Annotated in this window: 15 protein-coding genes; 8 read left to right on the top strand and 7 right to left on the bottom strand. The window is 43.5% G+C overall.

The window, feature by feature from the left end:
- Positions 1-129: 129 nt before the first annotated feature.
- Positions 130-1065, bottom strand: a complete 936-nt coding sequence (locus tag BCT11_RS08520; protein ID WP_038877812.1) for a LysR family transcriptional regulator — start codon at positions 1063-1065, stop codon at positions 130-132.
- A 664-nt stretch (positions 1066-1729) separates the two neighbouring features.
- On the opposite strand from BCT11_RS08520, the gene BCT11_RS08515 reads away from it, so the two are divergent.
- Positions 1730-2347, top strand: coding sequence for an NAD(P)H-dependent oxidoreductase (locus tag BCT11_RS08515; protein WP_039975008.1), 618 nt, complete (start codon positions 1730-1732; stop codon positions 2345-2347).
- A complete protein-coding gene (locus BCT11_RS08510; protein WP_102387969.1) occupies positions 2344-4299 on the top strand; it encodes a monovalent cation:proton antiporter-2 (CPA2) family protein in 1956 nt (651 codons plus the stop codon). Before BCT11_RS08515 ends, BCT11_RS08510 begins: the two co-directional genes overlap by 4 nt.
- 60 nt (positions 4300-4359) lie before the next feature.
- Here BCT11_RS08510 and BCT11_RS08505 read toward each other — a convergent pair whose 3' ends face one another.
- Together BCT11_RS08505 and BCT11_RS08500 are read right to left on the bottom strand one after the other, a co-directional pair.
- Positions 4360-4653: a hypothetical protein gene (locus BCT11_RS08505; protein WP_102387968.1), complete on the bottom strand. Its 294-nt coding sequence runs from the start codon at positions 4651-4653 to the stop codon at positions 4360-4362.
- A gap of 152 nt (positions 4654-4805) precedes the next feature.
- On the bottom strand, positions 4806-5672 hold the full coding sequence (locus BCT11_RS08500) for a LysR family transcriptional regulator (RefSeq protein WP_102387967.1): 867 nt from the start codon (positions 5670-5672) through the stop codon (positions 4806-4808).
- Positions 5673-5789: 117 nt separating this feature from the next.
- Here BCT11_RS08500 and BCT11_RS08495 point away from each other — a divergent pair, with 117 nt between their 5' ends.
- Entirely contained in the window at positions 5790-6161 is a 372-nt protein-coding gene (locus BCT11_RS08495; RefSeq protein WP_039975012.1) for a nuclear transport factor 2 family protein, read from the top strand.
- 726 nt (positions 6162-6887) lie between these two features.
- On the top strand, positions 6888-7019 hold the full coding sequence (locus BCT11_RS28515; RefSeq protein WP_258071164.1) for a hypothetical protein: 132 nt from the start codon (positions 6888-6890) through the stop codon (positions 7017-7019).
- Between the two features lie 55 nt (positions 7020-7074).
- On the opposite strand, the gene BCT11_RS08485 is transcribed toward BCT11_RS28515, so the two are convergent.
- Positions 7075-8211 (bottom strand): permease, encoded by a 1137-nt coding sequence (locus tag BCT11_RS08485; protein ID WP_102387966.1) that lies wholly within the window; start codon positions 8209-8211, stop codon positions 7075-7077.
- A gap of 251 nt (positions 8212-8462) precedes the next feature.
- On the opposite strand from BCT11_RS08485, the gene BCT11_RS08480 reads away from it, so the two are divergent.
- The 3 genes from BCT11_RS08480 (at position 8463) to BCT11_RS08470 (ending at position 9922) form a co-directional block, all read left to right on the top strand.
- Positions 8463-8756, top strand: coding sequence for a metalloregulator ArsR/SmtB family transcription factor (locus BCT11_RS08480; RefSeq protein ID WP_005433559.1), 294 nt, complete (start codon positions 8463-8465; stop codon positions 8754-8756).
- Positions 8743-9303 (top strand): RNA polymerase sigma factor SigZ, encoded by a 561-nt coding sequence (sigZ, locus tag BCT11_RS08475; protein WP_042604925.1) that lies wholly within the window; start codon positions 8743-8745, stop codon positions 9301-9303. The genes BCT11_RS08480 and sigZ overlap by 14 nt, the downstream gene beginning before the upstream one ends.
- A gap of 175 nt (positions 9304-9478) precedes the next feature.
- Positions 9479-9922: a GNAT family N-acetyltransferase gene (locus BCT11_RS08470; protein ID WP_102387965.1), complete on the top strand. Its 444-nt coding sequence runs from the start codon at positions 9479-9481 to the stop codon at positions 9920-9922.
- Positions 9923-9956: 34 nt separating this feature from the next.
- On the opposite strand, the gene BCT11_RS08465 is transcribed toward BCT11_RS08470, so the two are convergent.
- The gene (locus BCT11_RS08465; protein WP_102387964.1) at positions 9957-10850 is read right to left on the bottom strand and encodes a LysR family transcriptional regulator; all 894 of its coding nucleotides are present in this window, start codon (positions 10848-10850) and stop codon (positions 9957-9959) included.
- Between the two features lie 85 nt (positions 10851-10935).
- Here BCT11_RS08465 and BCT11_RS08460 point away from each other — a divergent pair, with 85 nt between their 5' ends.
- Complete coding sequence (locus BCT11_RS08460) at positions 10936-12051, top strand: linear amide C-N hydrolase (protein WP_102387963.1); 1116 nt, start codon at positions 10936-10938, stop codon at positions 12049-12051.
- Between the two features lie 104 nt (positions 12052-12155).
- On the opposite strand, the gene BCT11_RS08455 is transcribed toward BCT11_RS08460, so the two are convergent.
- The gene (locus tag BCT11_RS08455) at positions 12156-13505 is read right to left on the bottom strand and encodes an alpha-amylase family protein (protein ID WP_102387961.1); all 1350 of its coding nucleotides are present in this window, start codon (positions 13503-13505) and stop codon (positions 12156-12158) included.
- Between the two features lie 487 nt (positions 13506-13992).
- Positions 13993-14271, bottom strand: a complete 279-nt coding sequence (ppiC, locus tag BCT11_RS08450; protein WP_039975020.1) for a peptidylprolyl isomerase PpiC — start codon at positions 14269-14271, stop codon at positions 13993-13995.
- Positions 14272-14467 lie beyond the last annotated feature (196 nt).

Genomic DNA, 14467 nt, shown 5'->3' with positions numbered 1-14467 from the left:
TCCCTGCCCGATGAAGAGAAGTATATTGAACAGTGTTTTTTGGTACTAATTGCTTAAAAGAAACCCGCACTTAACGGCGGGTTATTAATAAACAGAGGTATAAGGCGTGATAACTGAGGGTTATTATTGTTACGACTCTCGCTCTAGGTGTCCGGTAATAATCTCCGTTACAATATTGCGCAACCAGTGCACCATCTCATTATGTCGATTCTTGTGGTGGTAGTAAGCCAGCAGAGACGGTTCGATCACCATACCATCGAGCTCAATATCAAGCCTACGGAGCTTATACAACTTATCGACATTCACGGTTTTAGACGCCGGAAACACCATATCTGAATTTGCGACCACATCAATAATTGCTGACGGGAGTTCCGAGCGAAACGCAATGTTTGGCTCTACCCCTTTGATCTTCATTATTTTTTCTGAAAATGAGATATTAGAGTTCCAGTCAGCGGCAATCACGGTCGCAAACTCAAGATGCTGGCAATCTGACACTCGTAGGCGATCACCTTGCAAGGGGTGGTCTTTTCGAACATAAGCACAAAACGCATCTTTTACGATTTCTTTCGTCAAGAGCTCTTTGGGAGCGTGGTTGATTTCGTAGTTCACACCAAGCAGAACTTCATCCTTAATAATTTCATCCATGGTAGAGCGCGACCAGTTCAGTAAATGAATTTGCACATTGGGTGCCGCCTGTCTGATTGCTTGAAAAATTTCGCTTGCATAGGAACTAAGGATAAAAGGGGCTAACGCAATCTTGACCGTCCCGTTCATCTCTAATGGGTTAAAGTCTTTTGAGCCATTTAACGTCATCGATATCTCATCAAGTAACGGCGCTAAGCTTTCCGCTAAATCATTCGCGTACTCGGTAGCTCGCAAGCCATGATGGGTTTTCACGAACAGCTCATCTTCGAAATGGTCTCTTAAGCGCTGCAGTGCTTTACTTACAGCCGGCTGCGAGACAAACAAACGCTCAGCGGCTCTACGCATATTGCGTTCTTGATGGAGGATAATAAACGTCCTCAACAAATTGAGGTCGAGATTAGAGAAAAGATCTTTGGCCATATTCCACATCGATAATAACTTGAGGTTATTATTCAGCATAAGAACAGATTTGTGCACTTTCCAATCTCAACCTATGAATTATTTGCACTCTCTACGCCTCTATGACGAAAAAATAACAAAGATTGAGATCTAGTTGGCGTTTATAAAATTCGAAATACGCCGTTCCGATGAACACCCTGCTCTCAGTAAACGTTAATCTGCGGCATTCTTCGCTTATCACATTCGTCAAATTTATCATTTTACATGGTTTTGAAATAAGTCGTTTTGCTCATCCCTGTATCAACTCGGATGCAGGTTTCTAGATAACTTCTTTGATGCAGGTGTGAGGATATCAAGTGTTCGCTTTTATGCGTTGATTCTCAAAAAATAGAGTAAAAAACCTAGTACATTAAACGAGATAACCCACACCAAATTTGTAGATTGAGAACTTCTGTTAAGTGCATCCATCTTTCTCTAATAAAGGAGCTGCTCAAGCGTTTATTAAGGAAGATAAAAAGCAGTGAACTTTGAAGATTTTTTATATCTCATTGAAAGTGATTTTAGCTTTTCAATGTTCAATCAGTAATGTAGATAGGTTAAGGTTTATGGGTTACAGTTTGATACAGCAACCAAAAGTCTTTCATTCTTATACCAAAAATGGTTTAGACGCATAGCAAGGATTCCTATGATAAATAAAAAAGTATTGATTCTCTTTGCGCATCCTTCCCAGCATCGCTCAGAGGTGAATACTCCCCTTTTTAAAGCAGCTAATACAATTGAAGGTGTCACTTGTGTCGATCTCTATGCCGAGTACCCGCACTTCAATATCAATATTGACCGAGAACAACAGCGTTTGCGCGACCACGATGTGGTGATTTTTCAATTTCCGCTGTACTGGTATTCCACGCCAGCCATTTTAAAAGAGTGGCAAGATCTGGTTTTAGAATACGGCTTTGCTTATGGTTCGGAAGGGACAGAGCTTCATGGCAAAACCATGCTTTGTGTCTTATCCGCAGGTGGTAAAGAAGAGGCCTATAAAGCCGAAGGCTACAACCACTTCACCATCCGTGAGCTATTAGCTCCTATCGAGCAAATGTCGGCACTGACTGGGATGAACTACATTGCTCCACTTGCATTGTTTGGTTCCCGTACCGCTCAAGAAGAAGATCGAATTCCACAGCATGTCGAACGCTACAAAACGCTGCTCAATGCGTTGGTCAATGACACACTTGATCTTGAAGCAGCGGCATCGCTCATCAAACTCAACAGTGCATTACCACAACTGATTAAGGAAGCATCATGACAGGGATATTCTTACAAGCCTTTGTTTACCTTATTGCCGCTGTCGTCGCCGTTCCTTTAGCAAAACGTCTAGGCTTAGGCTCGGTATTAGGTTACTTGATTGCGGGTGTGGTCATTGGTCCTATTATCGGCCTCGTAGGTGAAGAAACCACAACAATTCAACACTTTGCTGAATTTGGTGTGGTTATGATGTTGTTCCTCGTTGGTTTGGAGCTTGAACCTAAAATGCTGTGGGCAATGCGTAACCGCTTGATGGGCTTAGGTGGCTTACAAGTCGGTGGAACCGCTGCTCTGATCATGGCCATCGCGCTTTATTTTGGACAAACTTGGACCGTTGCATTGGCCATTGGTCTGATTTTCGCTCTATCATCAACAGCGATTGTTCTGCAAACCTTTAGCGAGAAAGGACTGACCAAAACAGAAGGTGGTCAGAACGCGTTCTCGGTGCTGCTTTTCCAAGATATCGCCGTAATTCCAATGTTGGCGTTTATTCCGCTATTGGCACTACCAGAGTTGGTAGAACAAGCGCAATCGGCAGCGCAAGCAGCTGCAGAACACCATGAGGAACTTAGCCTAGTGGCTGGACTTCCTGGCTGGGCTTACGGTCTAGTGATTACGGCTTCTATTGCTATCGTCGTTGTTGGCGGACATTTCCTAAGTCGTCCACTGTTCCGCTACGTAGCAAGCTCTGGTCTGCGTGAAATTTTTACTGCAACGGCATTGATGCTGGTGATCGGCATTGCAGCTTTGATGAGCCTAGTGGGTCTGTCCCCTGCGCTGGGTACGTTCTTAGCAGGCGTAGTACTGGCGAACAGTGAGTTCCGCCATGAGCTGGAATCAAATATTGAGCCGTTTAAAGGCTTGCTGCTTGGCCTGTTCTTTATCACGGTAGGTGCTGGCATCGACTTCTCAGTGCTGTTCAGCGACTTTAGTTTGATCATCGGTCTAACGCTTGGCGTGATGATTCTGAAAGCAGCGATTCTATTCGCACTTGCGTTTATCTTCCGTATCAAAGGCAGTAACCGTTGGTTGTTTACTTTGAGCTTGGCGCAAGCGGGTGAATTCGGCTTTGTGCTATTAAGCTTCTCGGTACAAAACCACGTAATCCCATTCGAGCTTTCACAAACACTGGCATTGGTTGTTGCGATCTCTATGTTCCTAACGCCTGGTCTATTCATTCTATTTGATAAAGTGATTCTTCCTCGCTTTGAAAGTGAATCGAATGAGCGCGAAAGTGACACCATTGAAGAGCAAGGCACCGTCATCATTGCAGGCATTGGTCGCTTTGGTCAGATCGTAAATCGCTTATTGGTATCTAATGGCGTGGAAACGGTTGTACTCGACCACCAAGCAAGCCAAGTCGACAACATGCGACAAATAGGCACTCGTGCCTACTTCGGGGACGCTATGCGCCCGGATATGCTACATACCGCTGGCATTGAGCACGCTGCCGCCATTGTCGTAGCCATCGACAATCAAGAAGCGAGTGTTGAACTGGTCAAATACGTCAAGCACACGTATCCGAAGGTGAAAATCATTGCGCGCGCCTTTGACCGTGGACATAGTTACTTACTTCGTCAAGCAGGCGCAGATATTATTGAATCTGAAACCTATCATTCAGCTTTGGAGATGGGCGGTCATGTTATGAAATCACTGGGCATTCACCCGTTCTATGTAGAGCAACAGAAAGCAACCTATAAACGCGTGGAAGACCGAAAGTCTGACATGTTATACGAAGCATGGGCAGACGATTCTGAAGGAGAGCGTTACGATAACAACTTCCGTCAACTGTTTATCCATCTTGAAGAAAAGATGGCAGAAGAGATGCAAAAGGATCGTCACGATAAGCTCTCCCGTTCTGAGCGTGGTTGGACACCTCCGCCGAAAGGGTATGCGGATGACTTCAACGAAGAAAACGTCCAAGAGCTGAACCCTTGCAAAGAACAACCTTAATAAACGCGAAAACCTCCCACGCTGGGAGGTTTTTTAATGCGAGAAAGGGAGAATAATTACCTACATCAGATCACTCATCAATGTCTCATACTCTTCATTCGCTTCATCAACTAAATGCGACAGTTCTAATGCGTTGGTTTTCGCTAAGTTGAACTGCCACGAGATGGTGTCTTCTTTCCCGCAAATACAAGTTTGAGCGCCACTACTTTCAAAAGAAAGATCATCAAACTCGGTGGTGTGGCGTTCTTGAAGCTCGACAATTTCAACTTCCAATTTACCGACGGGATTGACTTCAACATGGGCGTGTAAATCTGGGCTATTCGATAAACAATACTCTCGATGAACTGCAATCATGGCTGCCTCCTTGGTTTGCCAACTGACAACTCATCAAACAGTGAAGACGAGGTATTTTGAACGTGGGGTGAAATAATAATGAAGATTGATCCTGAATAAACATTCATCAATTTTAATTCCAAACCTACTCTGAGTGTTCGCCCCGATAACCGTCAGATTTTACATAAAATTACTTCATCAATGCGCGATTCAATCGCCTTTATTGCTAATGTCACTGCCATCGGCACATGAGCTTGGTAGGGATGCAATACATAAATTGGGTTCACCTTTGACGCTTTCGCACCGGGAACCGGTTCAAGAAACGAGTTCGACTCCAACATAAAATCAGGCAAAATCCCAACGCCTAACCCCATTTCTAAAAGACTGGCCACATCAAAAACGGTATTCGCTCGGTGCTTCACTGGATATTGAATTTGATGTTCCGGCTCCTTGGAGGCAAACACATGGACCACAGGTTCAAGCTGCCAATGTTGAGCAATATAAGGCGCACTTTCAAAATCAGTATGCACTCCTTTCGCACGACACAAGACGTCACAAAACTGCCCTACTTTGCGCTGCTTAATGTTTGAATCGCCAGAAGCCCCTACTCGTATGGCAAGATCGATATCCTGCTGAACAATATCCACATGCTTATCATCACTGATCAAATTTAACTGCACATCAGAGTGAGCAGCAAAAGCACTCGTTAAAGCAGGCAACACTATCGAGCGCATTAGTGCATGTGGCGCAGTGACGGTAAGCCTTCCCGTTGGCACTTGTTTTAACTCTGTAGCTTCTAACCACGCTGCTTCTGCTTGTTTTGTCATTTGCGCGCACTGCTCGTAAAAGCGCTCACCTGTCGAGGTCAGAGTTTGCTTCCTGGTCGTACGTTTGAGTAAGCAAGTATCCAGCTCTAGTTCGAGTTGCTTCAAAGCAGAGCTCAACACTGACTTAGAAAGCTCTAACTTATCCGCAGCTTTGGAGATTGAACCACACTCGACAATATGAACGAACAGAGACATCAAACGCAGTTTATTCATCGCCCTTCCTTATTGTTCTTTGTTACAGAACATTCAATTCTTATTACTTTGTTTTTCTATCTCAATTCTAACCCTATGATTACTCCATAAACAAACACCAATCACAGGATATTCAGGATGACTCAATCAGTTTTAGAACGCGCTCAAGCAGGCATCTCAGCATGGCAAATCGCTTTCAACAATCAAGACGCTGCGGGCTGTGCAGCACAATACGCAGAAGACTGCATTATGGTAGCTAAGCCATTTGGCACTTTTGAAGGGCGCGAAGCGATCCAAGCATTCTGGCAAAACATCATGGACCAAGGTTTTAACAGCGTGGACTACACCAACACTAAGTGGGAACAAGACAGCGAAAATGGCTACATTCTTTCTTCAGATTGGACGATGAACAAGGCGTTTGGTGTCGTACACAAAGAGTTATGGGAAATTCAAGAAGATGGTTTGTCTCGCCTAACGTACGATGAGTTTGAAGTGCTTGGTGAACGATAAATAAAACAAGGCACATACCGTACCATTAACAGTAAAATGACAAAGAACTATCATTCCGCTCACAAAAGTGTGAACAAAAATCACATAAAAACACCTTCTTATATATCAATAAGCAAATGGTTGAGCATATTAGTCATGTACAAACTTTTTTTAACGTCACTTGTAACAATTATTTCTTTTCAATCTTTAGCATTCACACCTAAAGAAGTGTGCCTCGATCAAAATTCAACGTTTATAGGATGGTTTACTGACAAAGAGTGCTTGGCTCTCAATGGCACTAGCCCTGACGATTTAACTGAACAATCTGAAAAGACCTCTACTGATCAAGCACGAACCGCAGGATCAGAAGAGCTCGTCTTCGTCACTTTGTAATCAATCGTCTCAAACCTAAAAATACTTTTATTACTAAGAGAGTTTAGTTCAGTGCGCTGAAGTAGGCTCTTTCTGTATTCTCTTAAACCTCTGATGTCATGGAATTAGAGATGTTAAGGTATCAAAGGTGCGATTTCTCAGAATATGAGAATTGGATTAAACAAGACCAAACAAAGCATCTATTTAGATGACATTAATCAAGAAACCATATGCCATTACACTGATATAAACAGCTCCACTAATATCACAACATAACTTTCTATAATGGCTAGGTTTCATTTACTTGTTTTATCCTTTTTCATATCGTTTGGTGCTAATGCGTTTACGCCGAAATTAGTGTGTTTAGATTCCGACATGAACTTTATCGGTTGGCTGACAGAATCAGAATGCAAAAAGCAAGGTGGGTCAACACCAGAGCTTAAGAAAGCTGATGAACAAGCCAAAGCAGTTGAAAAATTTGAAGAGACATCGGATACGTCTGAGTAACGAGAAAAAATCCCCAAGCCGAAACTTGGGGATTTTTGTTTTTCAGTTTATTTAATTAAGCAAAGATGAAGGTGTATAGGTAACCTGCGCCCATTGCCATCGTTAAGATAACGAATAGGAAGGCTGCAATCATTTGGTTCTTAAAGATTGATTTCAACAAAATCACTTCTGTAAGACTTGCGCCTGCGCTACCAATGATAAGTGCCATTACTGAACCCAGTGCCATACCTTTTTGTACTAGCGCCGCACTTAGTGGAATAACTGCCTCTGCACGGATGTACAATGGAATACCAATAATTGCTGCTACTGGAATCGCGTACCACTTCGCTTCACCTGCGTACTCCGCAATAAGATCCGTTGGGATGAAACCGTAGATGAATGAACCAATCGCAATACCCATCATTAGGTAAGGGAATACTTGTTTGAAGTCTTTCCAAGTTGAGTGCCAAATACGTACCCAGCGGCTAGGCTCTTTTTCTTCCACGATTGTCGCTGTTGCACTGCCGTCTGATGAGCAGCAAGACACTTCTACTTTAGGCTCTGCTTTTGGCGCGCTATCACCACAACAAGATGTTTTCGCTACCACAGGCGTTGGTTCACTACAGCATGATGTTTTTGCTGCAACTGGTGCAGGTTCGCCACAAGTGCTAGCACCACAGCTTGATGCTGGTTTTGCTTGTTCTTTTTTCTTGCTTGAGTCACCGCAAGATGTACCACATGAAGAGGTGCCTGCTGCTTCGTATGCTTCTGGTTTTACGTAACGTTCGAAACCCAGCTTTTCAAGAACATAGCCTGCAACCACCGACACTGTCATCGCGATAGCAAAGTAGAATACCGCTACTTTCCAACCAAAGGTCACTACAAACAAACCAATGATCACTGGGTTAAGCAGTGGACTGGCAAATAAGAACACCATCATAGGTCCGAAACCTGCTCTTGCACGCAATAGACCTTTCAAGAAAGGAATGGTAGAACACGAACAGAAAGGCGTAATCGAACCTAATAGCGCAGCAATGAAGTAACCTTTACCCTTTTTTGAGCTCAGGATAGATTGAATTTTTTCTGGCGTTAGAAAATCTTGCAACACACCCACGATGTAGCTAATCGCTAGGAATAGGATGATAAGTTCGGTTGCTAAAAACGCAAACATATCAAGCGCTTCCTTAGCCATGGTCATGATTTCTGGATTCATATTGATTCTCCTACTGATGTCACATCAGTAACTGTAAATTTCCTAATGAAGCTGAACTCTTCATTTCTATTTTTCTCGAATTATAGAATTAAAAATCGACGCGTCAATCATTATATTTCGATAAATATCGAAATATAATTTAAAGTCTTAATAATCAAGTAATTAACTAGGTAATTTTTCTTGTTTGCTATTCACCCACACTTTCACTATCATCGAAATGTATTTATCGTCTGTCATTCCAAGAGGTCAGTATGGAACTCGAAGCTGTAGCAAAAGCGCTCAAAGAGCTAGGACACCCTACCCGTTTATGTATCTATAAAGAGGTGGTCAAAGCAGGCTATGAAGGAATCGCGGTTGGTGGCGTACAAGATAAACTTGGTATTCCAGCCTCAACCCTTTCTCATCACATTTCGAGCCTAGCCTCAGCAGGCTTAATTAGTCAGCGTCGTGAAGGTCGTACTTTGTATTGTGTTGCTGAGTATGAATGCTTAGATACGGTTATTGGCTTCTTGCGTGACGAGTGTTGCATCAATGAAAACTGCTAACCTCGAATCGATTTGGAGCGAATACGAACACGCTATTCATGCGTTTTTGCGCTCTAAAGTCAGCAATGAAGATGATGTAGACGACTTAAAACAAGAGATCTTACTTAAGACTTATCAAAACCTTGCGGATATTCGTGATGTATCTAGCGTCAAATCTTGGCTCTTCCAAATCGCTAATAACGCCATCATCGATTTCTACCGTAAACGTGCTCGAAATCAGCGTGATAATGACCTCGTTGCTGACGATCTTTGGTTTGAAGAGCAAGAATCAAACCTGAAACAAGAACTGTCAAAGTGCATTGCGCCGTTTGTGCAAGCATTACCAGATGAGCAATCGCAGCTGCTCTCTTCTATAGAGCTTGAAGGCATGAGCCAGAAGAAGTTGGCCGAAGAGCAAGGTATCAGCTACTCAACCCTCAAATCGCGCGTACAAAGAGGACGTGTCGAATTGAAAAAGCTATTTGAAGAATGTTGCAGTTTCTCGTTCGACAAACAAGGTCGTATGAAAGATTGCAACCAAAACGGTGCTTCTTGCGATAAATGTTAATCCCTCGCTGAATGCCCACCTCACAATGAATACCGATATCTTGGCGGCTCGTCATTGAGTCGCCTATCCATGAACTCAATCACAGCTTTATCTCTTCGTCAGCTCTCTCATTTGCTATCTTGCTGAATAGTAAGCTTTACTTCTTCTGCTTTAAGGAAGAAGGAAGCTCATTTTTATGATCTCACTAAGAGAACTCACCAAAGAAAACTATCTAGATTGTATTCGCCTCAATCTTCACCCAGAACAAGAAGAAAACCTTGCCTCCAACGCGATTACGATTGCTCAGTCACGCTTTGAAACCGACTACCGATTGAAAGTGATTTATGAGCAAGAGACGGTGATCGGTTTGCTTACGTTTTGCCATGAAGACGAGCCGCTTGATTACTCAATTTACTGGCTGTTCCGCTTTATGATCGACAAAGATCACCAGAACAAAGGATATGGAAAGCAAGTACTCAACTTGTTAGTTGAAGAAGTGAAACAACTCGGCGGGAAAACCTTACTCACGATGCATAAACCCTCCAATCAGCAGGCAGGTAAGCTTTATCGTGCGTTCGGATTTCAAGAGGATGGTATCCTCGATGATGGTGACATTTCATTAAGGTTGGTACTTTCTTAATCTAGTACGAATCAAGTATATGAGCTTTAGAGTTTTAAGCTTGTTTATCAAACCATTCGGTCACCAATGCCACCAGCTTTTGGTGCACTGAACTTAGCGTATTACCTCGCTTTAGTAACACGTAACCTGCACGACCTTCGTTAGCCATAAAATCAATGTTCAAAGGAACGAATTCGCCTTTCTCATCATGAGCTTGCACTAAGTGATGAGGAAGCAAGGCAAAGCCATCATTTTTCAGTAATCGCATCAATACATCGATGTTGCTGATGCGAGAGATGTTGGGTGACATAATCTGCTGGTTGCCTAGCGCACTCGTGCTGAAATTCTCAGAGATGTATTGATGGTGTGACGCAAGATCTTGCAAAGTCACAACGGCTTTCTGTGCTATTAGGCTTTGCTTATGGGCGTAAAAGGTAAACTTAGGATAGCCCAAGTTAATAAATGACATTCCTTCGGTTGGGAATGCTTTGCCGCTGTTAAGTACCACTGCGAAATCCGCCTGTTTCGTCATCAGCATGTCTAATGCTTCATCTCGACTACGGTGCAACCAATGAATTGCTGTATCCTTGTATTTCTTGCGCAAAGATAGGTCGATGTCTGCAATGGCATCACACGGGACCGACATGTCGTGGCAAATCGTTATCTCCGGAACATCCCCTTGCGAGTAGCTGTCGCAGGAAAGCTCTAAAGACTGCATCTGGTAAAGAATGTGCTTGGCTTGGGTAAGTAACGTCGCTCCTATTTCTGTCAAGACTGGCGTTCTTCCTTTGCGTTCAAACAAAATAACATCCCAATCAATTTCGAGATCACTGACTTGGTGGTGAAGCGTCGCTCTATCTTTCCCGATTACCCTTGCGGCTTGGCTAAATGAGCTATGCTCTGCGACGGCGACAAATGCAGTAAGTTGGTCAAAACTGGCTCTGGGCATTAGAAGATCCTCAAACAATAAACCCGTTTATTTTAGCTCAATCGAAATTCCTTTGTTGCAAAGTTTGCAACATAACTGAGATTACATGGTGAACATTAAACGTAATAATGACCCAGTATTGAAACGTTACGAGGGTAATTCAATGAAAGGTTTTAGCAAAAAAGTACTTCTAGCAGCATCAGTTGCAATGGCCGTTGGCAGCATCTCTACCGCAGCAAATGCGTGTTCACGTTTGGTTTGGGAGACTCAAGACCACGGTGTATTTGTCTCTCGTACTATGGACTGGATGGAAGCCAATCAGCCAACTATCGATGTTCGTCACGCAGGCCAAACTTACCGCGGCTACGATAAAGGCGATGCACTTACGTGGACATCAAAATACGCTTCTATCGGTGTAAGTATTTACGGCGTAGGCATCATTGATGGCTTCAATGAGAAAGGCTTTGCGGCAAATGCATTGTTCTTGGATGAAGAAAACCCAGGCGCACCACAAGCTGGCAAACAACAAATCGAAAACTCGCGCTTTGTCGCCTATTTGATTGATAGCTTTGCATCCGTTGATGAAGCATTGAAGCATCTAGATTCAATCCAAATCCAACAGTTCAGCCACAATGGCATCGAAATGAAGGGACATTATTCATTAGAAGACGCAAGTGGTGACTCTGCTGTGTTGGAATACATCGACGGCGCTTGGCAAGTTCATCATGGCAAACAATATGACGTGATGACTAACAGCCCAGAGTACGCGCAACACTTGAAAAACTGGCAAGAAACGCAACCAAAAGCGAAGAGTGATGTGAATGGTGAGTTCCCGATCCCGGGCAACATTAATTCTGCTCAACGCTTTATCTGGAACAGCTACATGAAGGACCAGCTTAAAGAGCCTAGCAGCTACACCAATGGCATTGCGAAACTCGACAGTGTGACCTACAAAATCCCATTGGATGCTGCAAACCGCCCAGTCAACGGAGAAATGCACGGCTATGCTACTCTTTACGGTTTGGTGTACAACTTAGACCAAAAAGTGATGAACGTACGTTACCAGTATGACGACAGCTACACGCAGTACTCAGTGGATTTTAACAAGTTAAACGATGGTCATAACTACACCATCAAAGCCGACTTACCGGATCTATTTGGTGACATTTCATCTCGCTTAGAAAAAAGCAATGGCGTGATGGGTCAGCACTTAGCGAAATAGTCTAGACAATAGAAATTGAAAGTGTCTGGGCAGTAACACCTATCAAAATAGCGCCGATGTACTCGGCGCTTTTTAACACTCACACTTTATCACTCCGAGCAACATTATCTCTCCACAAGCAACATCGCTGATTTGGCAGCGACTTTGATCTCTTCACCACACGGCACATCTTCGTCAGTCATCATATCTACCAGCGCATTAGTGAAGCTAAGCTTGAGTGATTGCGCTCGCGCAGATTTGTTGAGTACCAAGATGCCCTTCTCGCCGCGCTGAAGTACCAACATATCGTCGTTACCTTCCAGTACCGTCATTGGTTCGCCATGAACAAGATTATGGAATGCCACCATCTTTGCCATACGCGCGTCCTTCCACGCATTTTGCCATCTTGGTTTGCCATCCACGCCCTTGATACCACTGGTATCCAAATCCGTGTAGATAAGCGGAACACCACCATCGCGTCCCAGAATGTAGGCATACGCTAGCCATTCGTTCTCTTCATCCATGACTAAATCCAAGAACACATCATTGTTTGGAATATCATGAGTAATCGCGAAAGTAATAGCTCGACGGTTAGATAAAGCCTGACCAAAACAGTACGGGTCGATCAAAGATTTAAAACTGCCTTTCTTCGAAAATGCCTTAAAAATGGTTGAGAACAACGGGAAGTCGTAGGCCCCCAAACGCGTTTCTTTTAAGTACGGTTCAAGGAACAATTCATATTCTTCTTCTGTCGCGCCACCATCTGTGATGATTTCACCAAAGATATGAACGTCTTGAGTAATGTCATCAGTCCACACTTGCTTTAAATGCTCAAGAGTCATGTGCTTTGCGGCATCAATACGGAAACCTTTCACGCCTAAAGCCTTAAGCGCTTTCAGGTAAGTACGTTGCTGCTCAACAACATGCTTGCACACACGTAAAGTCGGCAACCCAGGATCGGCTGGACCGCCCGAGATTCGACCATTTTGAACTTCCCACTTGTCTTTCCAATCTTTAATGCCAAAAGCTTCAACGAAGTCATTCTCATCAAACAACGGTTCTGACAAGTCACCGAATAGAATCAGATCTTGATACTTGCTAGCATTTTGCTGGTAATCGTCCATCACGGCTTGGCGTGGATATTGTAAATCCGAGCGTAAATGGGCTTCGTTCGCCATGTGATTAAAGACGACATCGGCGTAAACCAATACGCCCACATGGTCGAGTGCTTCAACCATGTTTTTAAAATCTGTGGTATTACCGAGCGCATTGTCGATAACACGATAATCTTGAGGTTGGTAACGCTGCCACCAGCGTTCGTCTTGTGCGCTTTTCATCGGCGGAGAAACCAATACCGAGCCGTAACCTAGCTCGCTGATCTCTGCTGCGCGTTGGGCAATGTCAGCATACTTCCAATCAAAAGCGTGCAAGATAACATTTGCACCTGTTAATTGTGTTTTCTGTAAGCCACTCATGTCTATCTCCTAGTCGCGTTCGCTCACCCATTGTTACTCGAATTCATCGTGAGCGAATCCAATAGGCAAAATTATAAGAACTATTGGCGAGCCTCCCTCACCCCTTTCGCATTTCTGCTAGGAGGAAAAACAAGGCGTAGCTTATCTCCAGTTAAGGTTTAAACGTCCGTTTAAAAGTATTCAAACGCCCAAGCCAAAACAAAGATCGCAAGGATACCGATTTAAACACATGTTTTATAAGCATTTTGCAGATAAACGAATCTGATCGCGCCTACTCTCACTATTACGCCTTTTCTCAGTAAGAATCTGAACATGGGGCAATAATTCGATATGTAACAAATATTTAAGAAAGCGAAACTGCCGTTCACGTCACAGTTGGTGCGGTTTATAAATTGACAGGAAAGGAGAGAAAGACTCGAAAAGATGATGAGAGGAGCACAAATAAAGAACGCTACATACAAAAATAGCGCGATAAACGCGCTACTTTTTAAGTACGGTATAACACCTTAACAACGTGCCAACCGAATTTGGTTTTGACTAGGTGTGGAGTAAGAACCTCACCAGAAAAACAAACTTTGTCGAACTGTGGCACCATTTGACCACGGCGAAACTCACCTAGGTCGCCACCACGTTTACCAGATGGGCAAGTTGAATATTTCTTTGCCAAAGCCTGAAACTTCGCGCCTTTTTTCAGTTGCTGGATAATGTCTTCAGCTTGCTCTTTATGCTTTACAAGGATGTGCAAAGCAGCTGCAGTATTTGCCATATGTCTGTCTCTCAATGTTCTGATGGCGCAAGTTTACCGAAACGTCCCATCATCGCCAATTATTTCTGTTACTCAGACACTATCTTCATCTAAAGATGACAACCACCACCTTACAAATTGATGAAAACTTATTCGTTCTTCTGCTCGATTTCTCACTTAACTTGCTCTATTTCCTAAAAAGCTCACTTTTCCACGC

Source organism: Vibrio sp. 10N.222.52.B12, assembly GCF_002875385.1.
GTDB classification, from domain to species: domain Bacteria; phylum Pseudomonadota; class Gammaproteobacteria; order Enterobacterales; family Vibrionaceae; genus Vibrio; species Vibrio jasicida.
The sequence above is the reverse complement of the archived record's forward strand: the minus strand, read 5'-3'. Positions and strand labels throughout refer to the sequence as shown.